The organism is Streptomyces sp. NPDC043867, from assembly GCF_056435845.1.
Window position 1 is genome coordinate 16,605 of sequence record NZ_JBWKDS010000006.1, and the last position, 18,244, is coordinate 34,848.

The following is an 18,244-nucleotide window of genomic DNA, read 5'->3' on the forward strand; positions in this document are numbered from 1 at the left end:
GGACGGGCGAGGCGGGGACGGCCCCTCGGGGCGGGTTCCGGTCCGCCACCATGGGAGCGCTCCCACCCCACGGGGAAGTTAGCGCGCACGGGCACCGCTGTAAACGGCTGTCACACGATGGAACCCCACCTGCACGCGTCTCGCACCGGAACGCACGGGAACCGCTCCCGCCGGCCGGGCGAAGCCGTCCCGGCGAGCGGCGAGGGCCGCACCCCCGTCCTGCGGGGATGCGGCCCTCGACTGCGTGCGGAGAAGCCTCGTGGCGGGCCTCCCGGTCCGCCTACTTGCGGATCAGGCTGCGCAGCACGTACTGCATGATGCCGCCGTTGCGGTAGTAGTCCGCCTCGCCGGGGGTGTCGATGCGGACGACCGCGTCGAAGTCGACGCCCGTGTCGGTGGTGACCTTGACGGTGCGCGGCGTCGTGCCGTTGTTCAGCTCCTCGACGCCGGTGAAGGAGAAGGTCTCCTCGCCGGTGAGACCGAGGGACTCGGCGGTGACGCCCTCCGGGAACTGGAGCGGCAGGACGCCCATGCCGATGAGGTTCGAGCGGTGGATGCGCTCGTACGACTCGGCGATGACGGCCTTGACGCCGAGGAGCGCGGTGCCCTTGGCGGCCCAGTCGCGGGACGAGCCGGAACCGTACTCCTTGCCCGCGAGCACGACGAGCGGGATGCCCTGCTCGATGTAGTTGCGCGAGGCGTCGTAGATGAACGACACCGGGGCCCCTCCATCACCTTCGGCGGACTTGGTGAAGTCGCGGGTGTAGCCGCCCTCGGTGCCCGGCGCGATCTGGTTGCGCAGGCGGATGTTGGCGAACGTGCCGCGGATCATGACCTCGTGGTTGCCTCGGCGCGAGCCGTAGGAGTTGAAGTCACGACGCTCCACACCGTGCTCGGTGAGGTACTGGCCCGCCGGGGTGTCGGCCTTGATCGCACCGGCCGGGGAGATGTGGTCGGTGGTGACCGAGTCGCCCAGCTTGGCGAGGACGCGCGCGCCCGTGATGTCGGAGACCGGGGTGGTCTCCATCGTCATGCCCTCGAAGTACGGGGGCTTGCGGACGTAGGTGGACTGCGGGTCCCACTCGAAGGTGTTGCCGGTCGGGATCGACAGCGCCTGCCACTGGGCGTCGCCGGCGAAGACGTCCTGGTAGGACTTGTTGAACATGTCCTCGCCGATGGCGCTCGCCACGACCTCGTCGACCTCGGCCTCGGTCGGCCAGATGTCCTCGAGGAAGACCGGCTTGCCGTCCTGGTCGGTGCCGAGCGCGTCCTTGGTGATGTCCACCGTCATGGAACCCGCGAGGGCGTACGCGACGACCAGCGGCGGGGACGCCAGGTAGTTCATCTTGACGTCGGGGTTGATCCGGCCCTCGAAGTTGCGGTTGCCGGAGAGCACCGAGGTCACGGCCAGGTCATGGTCGTTGACGGCCTTGGAGACCTCGTCCGGCAGCGGGCCGGAGTTGCCGATGCAGGTGGTGCAGCCGTAACCGACGAGGTTGAAGCCGACCTTGTCGAGGTAGGGGGTCAGGCCCGCCTTGTCGAAGTAGTCGGTGACGACCTTGGAGCCCGGCGCGAGAGTGGTCTTGACCCACGGCTTGCGGGTCAGGCCCCTCTCGACGGCCTTCTTCGCGACGAGCGCGGCGGCGACCATCACGTACGGGTTCGAGGTGTTGGTGCAGGAGGTGATCGCGGCGACGGTGACGGCGCCGTGGTCGATCTCGTACGTCGAGCCGTCGGGGGCGGTCACCGTGACCGGGCTGGACGGCACGGAGGCACCGGTGACGGCGGCGTGCTCGGGGGCGCCGGCGCCGTTGTCGTCGTTGCCGTAGGCCGGGGCGTCGCTGGCCGGGAAGGACTCGGAGCTCGCCTCGTCAACCGGGGAGGCCACACCGTGCGGCTTCTCCTGCGCGGGCACGCCCGGCTTGCGGTCGTCGCCGCCGGTCACGCCGGCCTCGACGTAGTTGAGGACGTCCTGCGCGAACTGCTCGGCGGCGTTGGCGAGGACGATGCGGTCCTGCGGGCGCTTCGGGCCGGCGATCGAGGGGACCACCGTGGAGAGGTCGAGCTCCAGCTTCTCGGAGAAGTCGGGCTCGGCGGCCGGGTCGAGCCAGAGGCCCTGCTCCTTGGCGTACGCCTCGACGAGGGCGACCTGCTGCGCGTCGCGGCCGGTCAGGCGCAGGTACTTCAGCGTCTCGTCGTCGATCGGGAAGATCGCGGCGGTGGAGCCGAACTCCGGCGACATGTTGCCGATGGTCGCGCGGTTGGCGAGCGAGGTGGCGGCGACGCCCTCGCCGTAGAACTCGACGAACTTGCCGACGACACCGTGCTTGCGCAGCATCTCGGTGATCGTGAGGACCAGGTCGGTGGCGGTGGTGCCGGCCGGGAGCTCGCCGGTCAGCTTGAAGCCGACGACGCGCGGGATGAGCATCGAGACCGGCTGGCCGAGCATCGCGGCCTCGGCCTCGATGCCGCCGACGCCCCAGCCCAGCACACCGAGGCCGTTGACCATGGTCGTGTGCGAGTCGGTGCCGACGAGGGTGTCGGGGTACGCCTGACCGCCGCGGACCATGACCGTGCGGGCCAGGTGCTCGATGTTGACCTGGTGGACGATGCCGGTGCCCGGGGGGACGACCTTGAAGTCGTCGAAGGCGGTCTGGCCCCAGCGCAGGAACTGGTAGCGCTCCTTGTTGCGGCCGTACTCCAGCTCGACGTTCTGCGCGAAGGCCTCGTGCGTGCCGAACTTGTCGGCGATGACGGAGTGGTCGATGACCAGCTCGGCCGGGGAGAGCGGGTTGACCTTCGCCGGGTCGCCGCCGAGCTCCTTCACGGCCTCGCGCATGGTGGCGAGGTCGACGACACAGGGCACGCCGGTGAAGTCCTGCATGATCACGCGCGCCGGCGTGAACTGGATCTCCTGCGACGGCTGCGCCTGGGAGTCCCAGCCGCCGATCGCCCGGATGTGGTCGGCGGTGATGTTCGCGCCGTCCTCGGTGCGGAGGAGGTTCTCCAGCAGCACCTTCAGGCTGTACGGCAGGCGGGCCGAACCCTCCACCTTGTCCAGCCGGAAGATCTCGTACGACTCGTCGCCCACCTGCAGCGTGCTGCGGGCGTCGAAGCTGTTCGCCGACACGACAGTCTCCTTCATATATGTGCGCGTACCCACCGCAATCCTGCCGCCACGACGGCCGGCCGATCCGCTAAGGTAAGGCTAAGTTAGGTCACCCTCACCTGACGTGGCGGCTACGGGGCGCCCCGGCAGTTATCTCGATGTCGAGATAACTCTAGTACATGACCCCTGCGCGCAACCAAGCGCGTACCCCTGTCACGCCCCCTCATCGTCGTACGGGGCGCACGGGTGCACCAGCGCTACAGCGACGGGGCGGCCTTCAGCCCGCCGTCGTCGGCGCAGCGCAGCTCCTTCGCCATCGCCAGGGAGAAGGAGTGGGCGACGGTCGCGTAGGCGCGCTTCAGCTTCCGGGGGTCGCCCTCGGGTTCCTCGAACGGGTCCGGGTTCTCTACGTTGACGGAGATGTGGTTCGGCGTCACGGTGGCATGGCCGTTGGCGCGGCACTCGAAGTAGAGGTAGCCGCCATCGGTCGCACCACCGGCCTGCTCGCCCATCGGGAACAGGGTGTACTTCGGGTGGTGGTCCTGATCCGGGCCGGTGTCGTACATGTACCAACGCACACGCAGGTCGTCGGCCTCGGCCCTGGAGCCGACAGGGGGGAAGATGCGGCAGATCTCCCCTCTCCCGATGGTCGTGGAGACAGCCGTGCGGGACAGCTCCGCGGCGGCGGCCGCGACGGTGGTCTTCTTGTTCGTGGCCTCGAACCGGTCGGTGCCGAAGATTTCTTCGAGGGCCTTGGCCGCCTCCTCGGTCACCGCCTTGCCACCGCACAACTGCTGAGCCCGGACGGAAGGGGCGGGCTTCTCTGCGCCGCCTCCTGAATCGCAGCCGACGACCGCAAGTGCGAGAAGGCTGGCCATGAGCGCACAGCGGACCCCGTGCGTCCTGGTGGGGTTGGTCATCATCAGAGTTCTCTTAGTCCTTGTGTGTTCAGTCCGTTTCCGGTAGTCCTTGTGTGTTCAGTCCGTTTCCGGGTCGTTGCCCTGCTGCTTCTGGCGGTCATTGCCAACGCCGTAGCCAAGCTCCACGGCCTGCCTGAGGTCCTCACCGAACGCGGTGCTCGACTTCTGGCTGTGGAGCGCCAAGAACTCCTCCATCGGAGATTCGGCCCGCCTCTCACCCGCGGTGTAGATCATCTTCCTCTGATCCGCGTTGAGCTCCTCGACCTTCTCCTTGTGCTCGTCGACCGAGCTGTCCGAGAGGTCACCGACGAACTGACTGATGCCCTGCTCCATTACGCCGCTCGCGGTGTCGGTCGCGAGCGGAATAAGGACCGCGGCCGTACCCACCGCCGCGGTCGCGGGCAGGAAGGCCACACCCGCCGCCACCCCGGCGGTCGCCCCGAACTCAATCCAGCCGGCCCGCTTGGCGACCGCCTTCTCGTAGTCCTCGTGGGTCTTGAGGTTGGTGGCCTCGACCTGGTCGGCGCGGGACTGGTCGAGCATGCCCTGCACTTCGGCGCCGAGGCGCACCGTGGCCCTGGCCGAGCCTTCATCGATCTTGCCGTCGGGGCCGACCGTGCCCTCCAGGACACTGCGGGTGTAGGCCTGCTCGGCGGTCGAGACCGTAGCGTAGGCGTCGGGATGCTGGCCGAGCGAGCTGAGGAAGCCACGGACAACGCTGCGGCCGTCGCCATCGAGGGTGCCGGTGAAGTCGATGCGCCCTTCCGCGTTCGGGCCGGGCGCGAAGGGGCTGTCCGTCCTGTTCTTGTCGAGGGCCCAGTTGATGTCGTCGATGTATCCGGCGCCCATCGTGCCGAGGCTGTCGGAGAGGGCTTCCTGCGTCTTGAGCAGGCCCGCGTCCGAGCCGTACTTCTCCATGACCTGCTGCATGACCGCGGCGTTGTCCTCGTCCTTGGCCACGCCCGCGTCGGGGTGCCCGGCGGGGTAGCCGAGGGTCGCGGCCTCCAGCGCCTTGCCCAGCGCGTCGGGCATGTGGTTGAGCGAGCCCTGCAACTCCGTCTGGTCCAGCGAGTTGACGTCGCCGAAGGTTTCCCACTTCTCGTTGCCGAAGAAGTCGAGGTAGTTGTCGACCGGCTGCCCGTCGGCCTTGCCGAGGTCGGCGGTCGCGCCGCGGTTGACCGTGCCGTCCTCGTTGTACGCGGTCGGCGGGTCGGCGAAGAAGTGCTTGGCCGCGTCGGGGCTGTTGCCGAGGGCTTCCAGCATGGCGGTGGTCGGGTCGTAGCCCGCGCCGTTGACTCCGGAGGGGTTGAACGGGTTCTTGAACGGGCTGTTCACCACCTTGTTGCCGGCGAACAGATACGGGTCCTTCTGGTGGAGCTGCGCCACGTGCTCGGCGATCGGGTTGAGGAACTGCTTGTCGTAGTTCCCGTACCGCATGATGCCGCCGAGGAGCTGGTACCCGTAGGGGCCGCCGTAGTCGTTCTTGGCCAGGGGGATGCGCTCCGTACCCAGCTTGCGCAGTTCCGGGCCCCACTTGTCGCTGAACTCCTTGTCGTGGGAGGCGGTCGCGAGGTTCAGTCCCAGATTGCGCTGGAGTTCCTGGACGTCCGCGAGACGCTCCTTGTCGACCTTTCCGTACTCGTACGTGTCGGTGGAGAGCTGGCCGAAGAACGCGAGGGACTTCTCGGGGCCGAGCTTCTCGTAGAAGTTTTTGGCGAACTCCGGTGACGTCCCGTTGTCCTTCAGGAGTTCGTTGAGGGCCTGGAGTTCGGTGTGGGTGATGTCGCGGCCCTTGGCGGCCAGGTCGGCGGCGCGGGCAGCCTCCTCCTGGTCCATCTTCGTGTACTTCGGAGCGCTGAAGTCCTTGCGGTCGGTGACGTTGGCCTCCAGGGAGTTCCTGAAGGACACGTCGGTGTCGTTGCAGTTGTCCACGACGGCGTCGATCCTGCGCTGCCAGGCGGCGATGTTCTCCTTCTCCTGCCGCACCAGCTCGGGGTAGTCCGGGTCATGGTGGCGCAGGGCGGGCGGCACGTCCGCCATCGGGTGCAGCGCGCTGACCTTGCCCCTGCCGTCCACTCGGATGCCGGCCGCCGGCCCCTGGTGGTCGCGGATGTCGATCAGCTCGTCCCTGGCCTTCTTGATGGCCGCGTGACCTTCCTCCAGGATCAGCTTCACGCCCTTGGCCTCGGCGGCGGCGTCCCTGAACTCCTTGGCGGTCTTGCCGATGAACGCCTTGCCGACACCCGCGTTGACGCCCTCCCAGTCGGCCTTGTTCGCCCGGGCCGGCATTCCGTCCTCGGCCTGACCCGCCAGCCGGTCCAGGTTGCCCGCCATCTCGGTCCAGTCGTCGACGGCGGTCTTCAGCTTCCCCACCGGCGCGTCGATGATGTCCTCGTACTTGAGCATGTCGGAATTCCCCGGGCCCCTACTGCAGATATTCGGTGAGCTTGGAAATGGAGGTCAGATCGCCCTGGACCTGCACATCGTCCTTGGCGTGCTGGGCCTTGGTGTAGTCCAGGTGATTCGAGATCTGCGCACAGGCGTCGAGCAGCGTCTTCAAGTGGGTGTTCCAGCGGTCGTGCACCTTGAGCAGGGCGGCACCGCTGACGAACTCGCCGTTGGTCAGCGCGATGGCCGCGTCGAAGGTGGCGGGCCTGGCCTGGTCGCCGTCCTTGGAGAGCCGGGTACGCAGCTCGTACGCGTCATTTCCGATACGCCCCAGTTCATCCCGGTGGGCCACCAGGTCGGCCGTTCCGCCACCCCCTCCGCCCTCCGCCGACGGGCTGTTGAGCTCCATGGCGCCGTGGCGTGCCGCCGCCGCGTCCCGTAGTTCGGCCCATTCCTCGTCGAACGACATGAGTCCCCACCGGTTCAACGGCCGCCCCCGTCTGGTCCTCGCGGCCACGAATTCGCCTACCGTAACGGTTTCGCTCTTGCCGTCGTCAAGAGCGGAAGGACCGGACCCGCAGCGCGCAGGGCGAACAGATCGGAGTTACCGGGCGCGGTGGCCAACTCGGCCCCGGTCCGCGGGGTTTCGCGTCGACTGATCGCGGGAGGCGCGGGTATCCGCACGGCATGGCTATCACTTTCCGCAAGAGCTTCCGCATCCTCCCCGGCGTCCGTCTGAACATCAACCGCCACTCCTGGTCCATCACCACGGGCGGCGCGAACGGGCCGCGTCAGACGCACAGCAGCACCGGCCGGCGCACGACGTCGATGGACCTCCCGGGCCCGTTCGGCTGGCGGCGCACCCGTACCTCCAAGCGGCGGTAGGTCCGGGCCGACGGCACGTCACCCCCGCCGAGGGGCCCACGGCTGAGAGCGTGTCACCTGAAGGGACCCCCCGAAAGGCACCATCTCATATCTGAGATAACCTCGACCTCATGGCAGACGACTACCTCGTACGCATCGGCAAGCTCATCCGTGACGCCCGGCAGCACCGGGGCTGGACACAGTCGCAGCTCGCCGAGGCGCTCGGCACCAGCCAGAGTGCCGTCAACCGCATCGAGCGCGGCAATCAAAACATCAGCCTTGAGATGATCGCCCGAATCGGTGAGGCGCTGGACAGCGAGATCGTCTCCCTGGGCTACGCGGGTCCGATGCATCTGCGGGTGGTCGGCGGCCGTCGCCTGTCCGGCTCCATCGACGTCAAGACCAGCAAGAACGCCTGCGTGGCGCTGCTGTGCGCCACGCTGCTCAACAAGGGCCGCACCGTACTGCGCCGGGTCGCCCGCATCGAGGAGGTGTACCGCCTTCTGGAGGTGCTGGGCTCCATCGGCGTACGCACCCGGTGGATCAACGACGGCGTGGACCTGGAGATCGTGCCGTCGGCCGACCTCGACATGGACACCATCGACGCGGACGCGGCCCGCCGCACCCGCTCGATCATCATGTTCCTGGGCCCGCTGCTGCACCGCCTGGACAACTTCAAGCTGCCGTACGCGGGCGGCTGCGACCTCGGTACGCGCACGATCGAGCCGCACATGATCGCGCTGCGCCGGTTCGGCCTGGACATCGCGGCCACCGAGGGGCTCTACCACGCGCAGGTCGACCGGTCGGTCTCCCCCGGCCGGCCGATCGTGCTGACCGAGCGCGGCGACACCGTGACCGAGAACGCGCTGCTGGCCGCCGCCCGCCACGACGGCGTGACCGTCATCCGCAACGCCTCCTCGAACTACATGGTCCAGGACCTGTGCTTCTTCCTGGAGGCCCTGGGCGTGCGGGTCGAGGGCATCGGCACGACGACGCTCACCGTGCACGGCGTGCCGAACATCGACGTCGACGTCGACTACTCGCCCTCCGAGGACCCGGTCGAGGCGATGAGCCTGCTCGCCGCCGCCGTGGTCACGGAGTCCGAGCTGAAGGTGTGCCGGGTGCCGATCGAGTTCCTGGAGATCGAGCTCGCGGTCCTGGAGGAGATGGGCCTGGACCACGACCGCACGGCCGAGTACTTCGCCGACAACGGGCGTACGCGCCTGGTGGACCTGACGGTGCGGCCCTCCAAGCTGGAGGCGCCGATCGACAAGATCCACCCGATGCCGTTCCCCGGCCTGAACATCGACAACGTGCCGTTCTTCGCGGCCATCGCGGCGTCCGCGCAGGGCAAGACACTGATCCACGACTGGGTCTACGACAACCGGGCGATCTACCTCACGGACCTCAACCGCCTCGGCGGGCGGCTCCAGTTGCTGGACCCGCACCGCGTCCTGGTCGAGGGCCCGACCCGCTGGCGGGCCGCCGAGATGATGTGCCCGCCCGCGCTGCGGCCCGCCGTGGTCGTGCTCCTCGCCATGATGGCGGCCGAGGGCACGTCCGTCCTGCGGAACGTGTACGTCATCAACCGCGGTTACGAGGACCTCGCCGAGCGGCTCAACACGATCGGCGCGCAGATCGAGATCTTCCGGGACATCTGAGCGGCACGGCAGCGGTACGGCACCGCTGCCGTACCGCGCCGCCCACTCCGCGGCCCGGCGGAAGGGGCCGCGGAAGGACGCGAGCCTGGACCATCCGAACGAGACGTTTGGCTCAGGACGGTACGGCTCTCCCGGCACGTGGCCGTCCTCGGCGTCACCCCGGCGGTGCCGCTCCCCTCCCGCACCGTCGGCGTCACCCCGGCGGTGCCGCTCCCCTCCCGCACCGTCGGCGTCACCCTGGCGGTGCCGCTCCCCTCCCGCACCGTCACGCCGGAGCGGTGGGCCCGACGCCGGTGTGCCCGCCCGGTCCTCAGCTCTGGGCGAGCATGACCTGCTGCCGGCCGACCGCGTGGATGTGCGGCAGCGGGAGGCCCATGAAGCCGGGCCGCAGTTCCATCAGCGTGGCCTCGACGTGCGCGTCGCCCGCCTTGAAGGTGGCCGACGCGGGGCGGGACGCGTTCGCCCAGCGGTGTTCCGCGCCGTCGCAGACCGCGCGGGTGCCGCCGATGCCGTGCCTGACGTTGCTGTCGCCCTGCACCAGGGACGAGCTCACGAAGACCGGTCCGGTCGCGGCCGAGCAGCGGTAGGTGCCGGACAGGGTGACGGTGCCGTCGGAGCCGAGCCGGCCCGCCGCTTCCACGGTGACCGAGTCGGCCGAGGCGGTGGAAGCCGTCGGAGCGGCTGAGTCCGCGGGCGGGACCGGGGTGCTCGGGACGAGCGGTTCGTCGAGGGCGTGCGCGGCGGGGGCGAGGAGCAGGAGCAGCGCGGCACCGGTGGCCGCGCCGACGGCCTGACGGAAAGACATGGAGTACCTCCTGAAGTGGGGGCCCGCGAAGGGTCTCCAAGGGGTCTTCCACCCGTACCGGTCGGCCGCCGCCCCGGGGCGCGACTGTCACCCCATCGGTGGCGGGCCCGGCGGCGGCCCACCTCTCCGGCCTGCGCCCGCGCGCACTGGGCGCCCCGGGCGGGGCGACCGTTCAGAGCGCGGGAGCGAGCGCGCCGCGCCCCCCGTGCGCCGACGCTCATTACCCGTGTACCGACGCCCGTCTCCCCGGCGGCGGGACCGCCTCCCCGGCCCGGCGAAACGCCCCTCTCCCTGGCCGGCGGCCGCATCTCCCCTTGTGCCCCACGCGCCTCCCCCGGTGCCGGATGCGCCGCGGCCGTCTTCGCGGCGTACCCGTGTTGTCCGCGTGTTGTCACGCTTCACGGCCGGCTGTTCCGCCGGCTTCGCCACGGGAGGATGGTCTACCCATGCGAGGCCGCGGCAAAGCCGCCGCCCACCGATCGCATCCGACGTGGAGGTGCGCCATGTGTTCCCACCAGTCCTCGGACAAACCCGGCCGCGAGGCCCCGCACATCGTCGCCGCCCACCCCGAGCAGGGGTGGAGCCTCAGGTGCGACGGGGCGATCGTCTTCGACGACACCGGGGAGCTGCTGCCCGACGGCAGCGTGGTCGCACCCCGCCGCGTCTGCGTCGAGCAGCTGACCGTCGCCGCCTGACACCCGGCCCCCGGCCCGGCAGCCGCGGTCTACGGCAGCACCGCGAACCCGTCGAGTTCGACCAGGGCCTGTTCGTCCCAGAGCCGGACGGCGCCGATGACGGCCATCGCGGGATAGTCACGGCCCGCCAGATCGCGCCAGACGCGGCCGATTTCGGCGGCCAGGGCGCGGTAGCCCGCGACGTCGGTCGTGTAGACGGTGACGCGCGCCAGGTCGGCGGGGGTGCCACCCGCGGCGCGAAGTGCGGTGAGCAGGTTGGCGAGCGCCGTCGCGAACTGCTCCGTGAGCGTTTCGCCCACCACCTTCCCCTCGGCGTCGAGCGCGGTCTGCCCGGCGAGGAAGACCACCCGGCCGCCGGTGGCGACGACCGCGTGCGAGAAGCCGGTGGGCGGCGAGAGCCCGGGCGGGTTGATGCGCTCGGCGGTCACGGCGCGTCCCCTTCCCCGCACTCGCTCCGGCGGGCGGTGCCGGAGGGCCGTTGCCTGTACAACTCCTTGGCGATGACTTCCCGTTGGACCTCGCTCGCGCCTTCGTAGATACGGGGCGCGCGCACCTCGCGGTAGAGGTGTTCGAGCAGGTGGCCGCGGCGCAGGGCGCGGGCGCCGTGCAGCTGGACGGCCGCGTCGACCACGTACTGGGCGGTCTCGGTGGCCAGCAGCTTCGCCATCGCGGCCCGCCGGGGCACGTCCGGCGCACCTTCGTCGTAGGCCGCGGCCGCCGCGTAGACCATGAGGCGGGCCGCCTCGGTGCGCAGGGCCATCTCGGCGACCTGGTGCGCCACTGTCTGCAGGTCCCGCAGGGTGCCGCCGAACGCCTCACGGCGGGCGGTGTGCGCGAGAGCCGCGTCCAGGGCCGCCTGGGCCATGCCGACCGCGAAGGCCCCCACGCTCGGCCGGAAGAGGTTGAGGGTGCCCATGGCCACCCGGAATCCACGGTCGCTCTCGCCGAGGACGTCGGCGGCCGTCACGGGTACGCCGTCGAAGTCGAGTGCTCCGACGGGGTGCGGGGACAGCAGGTCGAGCGGGGTGCCGGTGAGTCCGGGGCGGTCGGCGGGGACGAGGAACGCGGTGACACCACGGGCGCCGGCGTCCTGGGTGGTCCGGGCGAAGACGGTGTAGAAGTCGGCCTCGGGGGCGTTGGAGATCCAGCACTTCTCTCCGGTGAGCCGCCAGCGGCCTGGACCGTCCGCGTCGGCGCGCAGGGCCAGCGCCGCCGCGTCGGAGCCCGCGCCCGGCTCGCTCAGCGCGAACGCGGCCACGGCCGTGCCCTCGCGCACGCCCGGCAGCCAGCGGTCCCGCTGCACGTCCGTGCCGTACGCGTGCACCGGGTGGGCACCGAGGCCCTGCAGTGCGAGGGCCGTCTCGGCCTCGGTGCAGGCCTGCGCCAGGGACTCGCGCATCAGGCACAGATCGAGCGCGCCCGAGGTGAACAGCCGGGCGAGCAGGCCGAGTCGGCCGAGCTCCGCGACGAGCGGGCGGTTGACGCGGCCCGGTTCGGCCCGGTCCGCCAGGGGCCGCAGCCGCATCCCCGCGGCGCGCAACTCGGCGCACCAGTCGGCCTGTTCGGGATCGAGCGAGAAAGCGGTCACTACCGGTCCCCTCCCCTGTCGAGCGCCCGTACGTGGGGCACGGGCCGCCGAACGAGCCGTACGGGCCAGCGGGTTCACCCGGGACGCACCTCGCCGCCCTCGACGGCGCGCACCCGGGCGGCGAGCGGCCCGAGAGCCCACTCCGACGAGCGTATCGCGGACCGTTGACTGTCGTCACCAACACGATACGCTCGTGGGGCGAGCCCACCACGACAAGGGGGCGAACGGCCATGGAACCCAGGACGCCCGGGGACAGGACCGCGACGGACGCCACGGGCACGGCCGGCGCCGTACGGCTGTCGCTCTCGGCCCACGTGGACACCTTCACGCGCGACCACCTGCCGCCCCCGGACCAGTGGCCCGACCTCCGTTTCGAGCTGCCCGGGCTGCGCTACCCCGACCGGCTGAACTGCGCCGTCGAGCTGCTGGACCGCACGGTGGAACGGTTCGGCGCCGGGCGCCCGGTGTTCCGCACCGGGTCCGGCACCGCGTGGACGTACGGGCAGCTGCTCGACCGTGTGGACCGGATCGCCCATGTCCTCACCCGTGAACTGGACGTCGTACCGGGCAACCGCGTGCTGCTGCGCGGGCCGACCACCCCGTGGCTGGCCGCGTGCTGGCTCGCGGTGCTGAAGGCGGGTGCGGTCGCCGTCACGGTGCCGGCACTGCAACGGCCGCGGGAACTGCGCACGATGTGCGGCATCGCCCGGGCGACCCACGCGCTCTGCGACAGCCGTTCCGTGGACGACCTGGTGACAGCGGAGATCGACGGACTGCGCGTGACGACGTACGGCGGGGACGTGCCTGACGACCTGCTGCTGCGGATCACGGGCGCGCCCCCGGAGCCGTACGCCCCGGCCGGTACCGCCGCGGACGACGTCGCGCTGATCGCGTTCACCTCCGGCACCACCGGGCGGCCCAAGGGCTGTCTGCACTTCCACCGTGATGTGCTGGCGATCGCGGACACCTTCTCCGCGCACGTACTGAAGCCGCACGCGGACGACGTCTTCACCGGAAGTCCCCCGCTGGGGTTCACGTTCGGGCTCGGCGGGCTCGTGGTCTTCCCCATGCGGGCCGGTGCCAGCTCACTGCTGCTCGAACAGGCGGGCCCCAGACAGCTGTTGCCCGCCATCGCCGAGCACCGGGTGTCGGTGCTCTTCACGGCGCCGACGGCGTACCGCGCGATGCTGGACGGCCTGGACGCCCACGACACCGGGTCGCTGCGCCGGTGCGTCTCGGCGGGCGAGAACCTGCCCGCCGCGACCTGGCACGCCTGGCACGAGCGCACTGGCCTGCGGATCATCAACGGCATCGGCTCCACCGAGCTGCTGCACATCTTCGTCTCCGCCGCCGACGAGCACGCCCGGCCCGGCGCGACGGGGCTGCCCGTACCGGGCTGGGAGGCGCGCGTGGTGGACGACTCGGGGGTCCCCGTCCCCGACGGCCGGCCGGGACTGCTCGCCGTGCGGGGGCCGGTCGGCTGCCGCTACCTCGCCGACCCGCGACAGCGGGAGTACGTCCGCGACGGCTGGAACCTCACCGGCGACACCTACGTGCGGGACCCGGACGGCTACTTCCGCTACGTCGCCCGCGCCGACGACATGATCATCTCGGCCGGGTACAACATCGCCGGGCCCGAGGTCGAGGAGGCGCTGCTGCGCCACCCCGACGTGCTGGAGACGGCGGTGGTGGGGCATCCCGACGAGGCGCGCGGGCAGGTCGCGGTGGCCTACGCGGTGCTGCGGCCGGGCGCGCGGCGGGACGCGGAGGCGCTGCGCGCGTTCCTCAAGTCCGAGCTGGCGCCGTACAAGTGCCCGCGCCGGATCGTCTTCCTGGACGCGTTGCCGCGCACGGCGACGGGGAAGCTCCAGCGGTTCCGGCTGCGTGCGACGGATGGGGGCGCGGCCGTCGGCGCCGGTCCGGCCGCCCCGGACGGCGCGGCTCGCCCGCCGGGCGGCGCTCCCGGGGCGGCTGTCGTGGACGGCGCCCCCGCGCCGGCTCTCGTGGACGCCGCCCCCGTCCCCGCCGACAGCCCGTCCGTCCCCGCCGACGCCTCGTCCGTCCCCGCCGACGCCTCGTCCGTCCCCGGGGACGGCGCTCGCGGCCCCCGGGAGGGCCAGCAGGAATGATCTACGCTTTAGAGTGATCGACGTGTCCGAGCAGCACGCCCCCCGGTCCCTCATCGTCACCTTCTACGGCGCCTACGGCCGCTTCGCACCCGGTCCGGTGCCGGTGGCCGAACTGATCCGGCTCCTCGCCGCGGTCGGCGTCGACGCGCCCTCCGTACGGTCATCGGTGTCGCGGCTCAAGCGGCGGGGGCTGCTCCTGCCGGAGCGCACGGCGGGCGGTGCGGCCGGGTACGCGCTGTCGCCCGACGCCCGGCAGTTGCTCGACGACGGCGACCGGCGCGTGTACGCGTCCGCGGCCCCGCACGACGAGGGCTGGGTGCTGGCGGTGTTCTCCGTCCCGGAGTCGGAGCGGCAGAAGCGGCACGTGCTGCGCTCCCGGCTGGCCGGGCTCGGCTTCGGTGCGGCGGCCCCGGGCGTGTGGATCGCGCCCGCGCGGCTGTACGAGGAGACCCGGCACACCCTGGCGCGGCTGCGGCTGGACCCGTACGTGGACCTCTTCCGCGGTGAGCACCTGGGCTTCGCGGCGACCACGGAGGCCGTCGCCCGCTGGTGGGACCTCGCCGCGATCGCCAGGCAGCACGAGGCCTTCCTGGACCGCCACGCCCTCGTGCTGCACGGTTGGGAGCACCGCACGGACACCTCGCCCGAAGAGGCGTACCGCGACTATCTGCTGGCCCTGGACTCCTGGCGTCATCTGCCGTACACCGACCCGGGACTGCCCGCCGCACTGCTGCCGAAGGACTGGCCGGGGGGCCGGTCGGCCGCCGTCTTCCGAGCGCTGCACGAGCGGCTGCGGGACGCCGGGGCCGAGTTCGCGGGCATCTCCGTGACGGAGTGAGGCAGTTCGCGAGGCGCGACCCCCGTCGCCTGCGGCGCGGGGACTCGTACGGCCGTGGCCCCGTGGGCGTGCCCGCCCTCAGGTGCTGAGCCTCAGGCGGGGCTTGGGGCCGTCCGTGCGTCCGGTCCGCGGGGGCCGGCTGCCCGCCCGGTACGGCTCCGGCCAGACGACGCCCGGCCCGGCGTACCCCTGCTCGGCCGCCGCGTGCAGGGTCCAGTGCGGGTCGTAGAGGTGCGGCCGGCCGAGGGCGCACAGGTCCGTGCGCCCGGCCAGGATCAGGGAGTTGACGTCGTCCCAGGAGGAGATCGCGCCGACGGCGATCACCGGGATCCCGGCCTCGTTGCGGATGCGGTCGGCGAACGGCGTCTGGTAGGAGCGTCCGAAGTCGGGGTGCTCGTCCGCGACGACCTGCCCGGTCGAGACGTCGATCGCGTCGGCGCCGTGGGCGGCGAAGGCACGGGCGATCGCGACCGCCTCGTCGGCGGTGGTGCCGCCCTCGGCCCAGTCGGTGGCGGAGATCCGCACCGTCATGGGCCGCTCCTGGGGCCACCCGGCCCGTACGGCGTCGAAGACTTCGAGCGGGAACCGCAGCCGCCCGGCGAGGGAACCGCCGTACCCGTCACTCCGGTGGTTGGTGAGGGGCGAGAGGAACCCGGAGAGCAGATAGCCGTGGGCGCAGTGCAGTTCGAGCAGGTCGAATCCGCACCGGGCGGCGCGCCGCGCAGCGGCGGCGAACTGCTCGCGGACGTCGGTGAGTTGCGAACGGCTGAGCGCGCGGGGCAGCTGGGCGTCCGGCCGGTACGGGATCGGGGAGGCGGCCACGAGCGGCCAGTTGCCGTCCTCCAGCGGCTCGTCGATGCCCTCCCACATCAGCTTCGTCGAACCCTTGCGGCCACAGTGGCCGAGCTGGACGCCGATCGCCGTACCCGGTGACCTGCGGTGCACGAAGTCGGTGATCCGGCGCCACGACTCGGCCTGCCGGGGTGTGTAGAGGCCGGCGCAGCCCGGGGTGATGCGGCCCTCGGCGCTGACGCACACCATCTCGGTCATGACCAGTCCGGCGCCGCCCAGTGCCCGCGCCCCGAGGTGGACGAGGTGGAAGTCGCCCGGCACGCCGTCCACCGCCGAGTACATGTCCATCGGCGAGACGACGACCCGGTTGCGCAGGCTCAGTCCGCGCAGCCGGAACGGCGTGAACATCGGGGGCGTGCCCGGCGGACAGCCGAACTCGCGTTCCGCGGCCGCCACGAAGTGCGGGTCCCGCAGCCGCAGGTTGTCGTGCGTGACGCGCCGGCTGCGGGTGAGCAGGTCGAACGCGAACCGGCGGTCGGGGCGGCCGAGATGGAGCCCGAGGTTCTCGAACCACTCCAGGCTGGCGCGGGCGGCGCGCTGCGTGGAGGCGACGACGGGGCGCCGCTCGGCCTCGTACGCGGCCAGGGCCTCGCCGAGCGCCGGCTGTTCGTCGAGACAGGCGGCCAGTGCGAGGGCGTCCTCGACCGCGAGCTTCGTACCGGAGCCGATGGAGAAGTGGGCGGTGTGGGCGGCGTCGCCGAGGAGGACCAGATTGCGGTGCGACCAGCGGTCGTTGACGACGGTGCGGAAGGTGGTCCAGGCGGACCTGTGGGAGCGCAGGGGCCGGCCGCCGAGGGCGTCCGCGAAGATCTTGGCGCACCGCTCGACGGACTCCCGCTCGTCCAGTCCGGCGAACCCGGCCGCCCGCCACACCTCTTCGCGCATCTCGACGATGACGGTCGAGGCATCGGCCGCGTACGGGTAGCCGTGCAGCTGCAGCACGCCGTGCTCGGTCTCGGCGATCTCGAAGCGGAACGCGTCGAGGGCGAAGTCGGCCGCGAGCCAGATGTAACGGCAGCGGTGTTCCTCGACGGAGGGTCCGAACACGTCGGCGTGCGTCCGGCGGGTGAGGCTGTGCACGCCGTCGGCGGCGACGACGAGATCGTGGGTGGTCATCAGCTCCGCCGCGGGCGGGGCCTCGGTCCGAAAGCGCAGCTCCACGCCGAGCGCACGGCAGCGTGCGTGCAGGATCTCCAGGAGCCGGCGTCTGCCGAGCGCCGCGAAGCCGTGGCCGCCGCAGGTGTGGCGCACCCCGCGGCGCACGATGTCGATGTCGTCCCAGCGCACGAACTCGGCCCGCAGCGCCTCGTACACGACGGGGTCGGCGTGCTCGATGCCGCCGAGCGTCTCGTCGGAGAGCACGACACCGAAGCCGAAGGTGTCGTCGGGAGCGTTGCGCTCCCAGACGGTGATCTCGCGGTCGGGGCGCAGCCGCTTGAGGAGGGCGGCGGCGTACAGACCGCCGGGCCCGCCCCCGATGACGGCGACCCGCAGACCGCGCCGGCCCCCGTCGGGCGCCTCTCGCGTGCCGTGTTCGTCCCGCACGGTCACCGCCCCCGCCACTCGGGCGGCCGCTTCTCGGTGAACGCCGCGTGGAACTCCGCGTAGTCCTCGCCGTGCATGAGCAGTGCCTGGGTGGCGGCGTCGAGTTCCACCGAGGCGGCGAGCGGCATGTCCAGCTCGGCGGTGAGCAGCGCCTTGGTCTGCGCGTACGCGAGCGCCGGGCCCCCGGCGAGGCGCCGGGCGAGCCGCTGCGCGGCCTCGTCGGCGCGGCCCTCCCCGGCGAGTTCGCTGATCAGGCCGATCCGTTCGGCCTCGGGTGCCCGCACCGGTTCCCCGAGCATCAGCAGCCGGGTGGCGTGCCCGAGCCCGACCACCCGGGGCAGCAGATAGGCGGCGCCCATGTCGCCGCCGGACAGTCCGACGCGGGTGAAGAGGAAGGCGAAGCGGGCGGAGGGCTCGGCGACCCGGAAGTCGGCGGCCAGGGCGAGGACGGCTCCCGCCCCGGCCGCGACCCCGTGCACGGCCGCGATCACCGGGAACGGGCACTCCCGCAGCGCGCGCACGACCTGCCCGGTCATCCGGTTGAAGTCGAGCAGCCGGGCGGTGTCCATGGAGAGGGTCGCGCCGATGATCTCGTCGACGTCGCCGCCGGAGCAGAACCCGCGGCCCTCTCCGGCCAGCACCAGGGCACGCACGGACCTCTCGCGGGACAGCTCGGCGAGCAGGTCGCGCAGGTCCGCGTAGGCGCCGAAGGTGAGCGCGTTCAGCTTCTCGGGGCGGGCCAGGGTGACGGTGGCGACGCCGTCGGCGATCCGGCACCTCACGTGCTGCCAGTCGGGGGTGCGGGCGGCGGAACCCGTGAACGGACTCATGGCGTGCGGCCTCCTCGGAC

At 71.6% G+C, this 18,244-nt stretch carries 14 protein-coding genes; 5 read left to right on the forward strand and 9 right to left on the reverse strand.

All coding sequences use genetic code 11. From position 1 onward, the window contains the following. Window positions 1-280: 280 nt before the first annotated feature. The 4 genes from AC069T_RS07785 to AC069T_RS07800 all read right to left on the reverse strand — a co-directional run bounded on the left by AC069T_RS07785 (window position 281) and on the right by AC069T_RS07800 (window position 6,886). Window positions 281-3,130 (reverse strand): aconitate hydratase, encoded by a 2,850-nt coding sequence (locus AC069T_RS07785; RefSeq protein WP_478781878.1) that lies wholly within the window; start codon window positions 3,128-3,130, stop codon window positions 281-283. A 236-nt stretch (window positions 3,131-3,366) separates the two neighbouring features. Beyond that, entirely contained in the window at window positions 3,367-4,032 is a 666-nt protein-coding gene (locus AC069T_RS07790) for a hypothetical protein (RefSeq protein ID WP_478781879.1), read from the reverse strand. A 54-nt stretch (window positions 4,033-4,086) separates the two neighbouring features. After that, complete coding sequence (locus tag AC069T_RS07795; RefSeq protein WP_478781880.1) at window positions 4,087-6,435, reverse strand: hypothetical protein; 2,349 nt, start codon at window positions 6,433-6,435, stop codon at window positions 4,087-4,089. Between the two features lie 19 nt (window positions 6,436-6,454). Then, entirely contained in the window at window positions 6,455-6,886 is a 432-nt protein-coding gene (locus tag AC069T_RS07800) for a hypothetical protein (protein ID WP_478781881.1), read from the reverse strand. Between the two features lie 218 nt (window positions 6,887-7,104). Here AC069T_RS07800 and AC069T_RS07805 point away from each other — a divergent pair, with 218 nt between their 5' ends. Both AC069T_RS07805 and AC069T_RS07810 read left to right on the forward strand, forming a co-directional pair. Next, window positions 7,105-7,302 (forward strand): DUF4236 domain-containing protein, encoded by a 198-nt coding sequence (locus AC069T_RS07805; RefSeq protein WP_476750029.1) that lies wholly within the window; start codon window positions 7,105-7,107, stop codon window positions 7,300-7,302. Between the two features lie 110 nt (window positions 7,303-7,412). Continuing rightward, window positions 7,413-8,942, forward strand: a complete 1,530-nt coding sequence (locus AC069T_RS07810) for a helix-turn-helix domain-containing protein (protein WP_476750030.1) — start codon at window positions 7,413-7,415, stop codon at window positions 8,940-8,942. Between the two features lie 310 nt (window positions 8,943-9,252). Here the strand turns inward: AC069T_RS07810 and AC069T_RS07815 are convergent, their stop codons facing one another. Further along, on the reverse strand, window positions 9,253-9,747 hold the full coding sequence (locus AC069T_RS07815; protein ID WP_478781882.1) for a DUF6299 family protein: 495 nt from the start codon (window positions 9,745-9,747) through the stop codon (window positions 9,253-9,255). Between the two features lie 503 nt (window positions 9,748-10,250). On the opposite strand from AC069T_RS07815, the gene AC069T_RS07820 reads away from it, so the two are divergent. Beyond that, window positions 10,251-10,442, forward strand: coding sequence for a DUF5999 family protein (locus AC069T_RS07820; protein WP_478781883.1), 192 nt, complete (start codon window positions 10,251-10,253; stop codon window positions 10,440-10,442). Window positions 10,443-10,471: 29 nt separating this feature from the next. Here the strand turns inward: AC069T_RS07820 and AC069T_RS07825 are convergent, their stop codons facing one another. Then, the gene (locus tag AC069T_RS07825; protein WP_478781884.1) at window positions 10,472-10,870 is read right to left on the reverse strand and encodes a RidA family protein; all 399 of its coding nucleotides are present in this window, start codon (window positions 10,868-10,870) and stop codon (window positions 10,472-10,474) included. After that, entirely contained in the window at window positions 10,867-12,030 is a 1,164-nt protein-coding gene (locus AC069T_RS07830) for an acyl-CoA dehydrogenase family protein (RefSeq protein WP_478781885.1), read from the reverse strand. Before AC069T_RS07830 ends, AC069T_RS07825 begins: the two co-directional genes overlap by 4 nt. Window positions 12,031-12,326: 296 nt before the next feature. On the opposite strand from AC069T_RS07830, the gene AC069T_RS07835 reads away from it, so the two are divergent. After that, the gene (locus AC069T_RS07835) at window positions 12,327-14,159 is read left to right on the forward strand and encodes an AMP-binding protein (RefSeq protein WP_478782081.1); all 1,833 of its coding nucleotides are present in this window, start codon (window positions 12,327-12,329) and stop codon (window positions 14,157-14,159) included. A 13-nt stretch (window positions 14,160-14,172) separates the two neighbouring features. After that, window positions 14,173-14,997, forward strand: a complete 825-nt coding sequence (locus tag AC069T_RS07840) for a PaaX family transcriptional regulator (protein WP_478781886.1) — start codon at window positions 14,173-14,175, stop codon at window positions 14,995-14,997. 78 nt (window positions 14,998-15,075) lie between these two features. Here the strand turns inward: AC069T_RS07840 and AC069T_RS07845 are convergent, their stop codons facing one another. Together AC069T_RS07845 and AC069T_RS07850 are read right to left on the reverse strand one after the other, a co-directional pair. After that, window positions 15,076-17,394 (reverse strand): bifunctional salicylyl-CoA 5-hydroxylase/oxidoreductase, encoded by a 2,319-nt coding sequence (locus AC069T_RS07845; RefSeq protein ID WP_478781887.1) that lies wholly within the window; start codon window positions 17,392-17,394, stop codon window positions 15,076-15,078. 2 nt (window positions 17,395-17,396) lie between these two features. Beyond that, window positions 17,397-18,224, reverse strand: a complete 828-nt coding sequence (locus AC069T_RS07850; protein ID WP_478781888.1) for an enoyl-CoA hydratase family protein — start codon at window positions 18,222-18,224, stop codon at window positions 17,397-17,399. Between the last annotated feature and the right edge of the window lie 20 nt (window positions 18,225-18,244).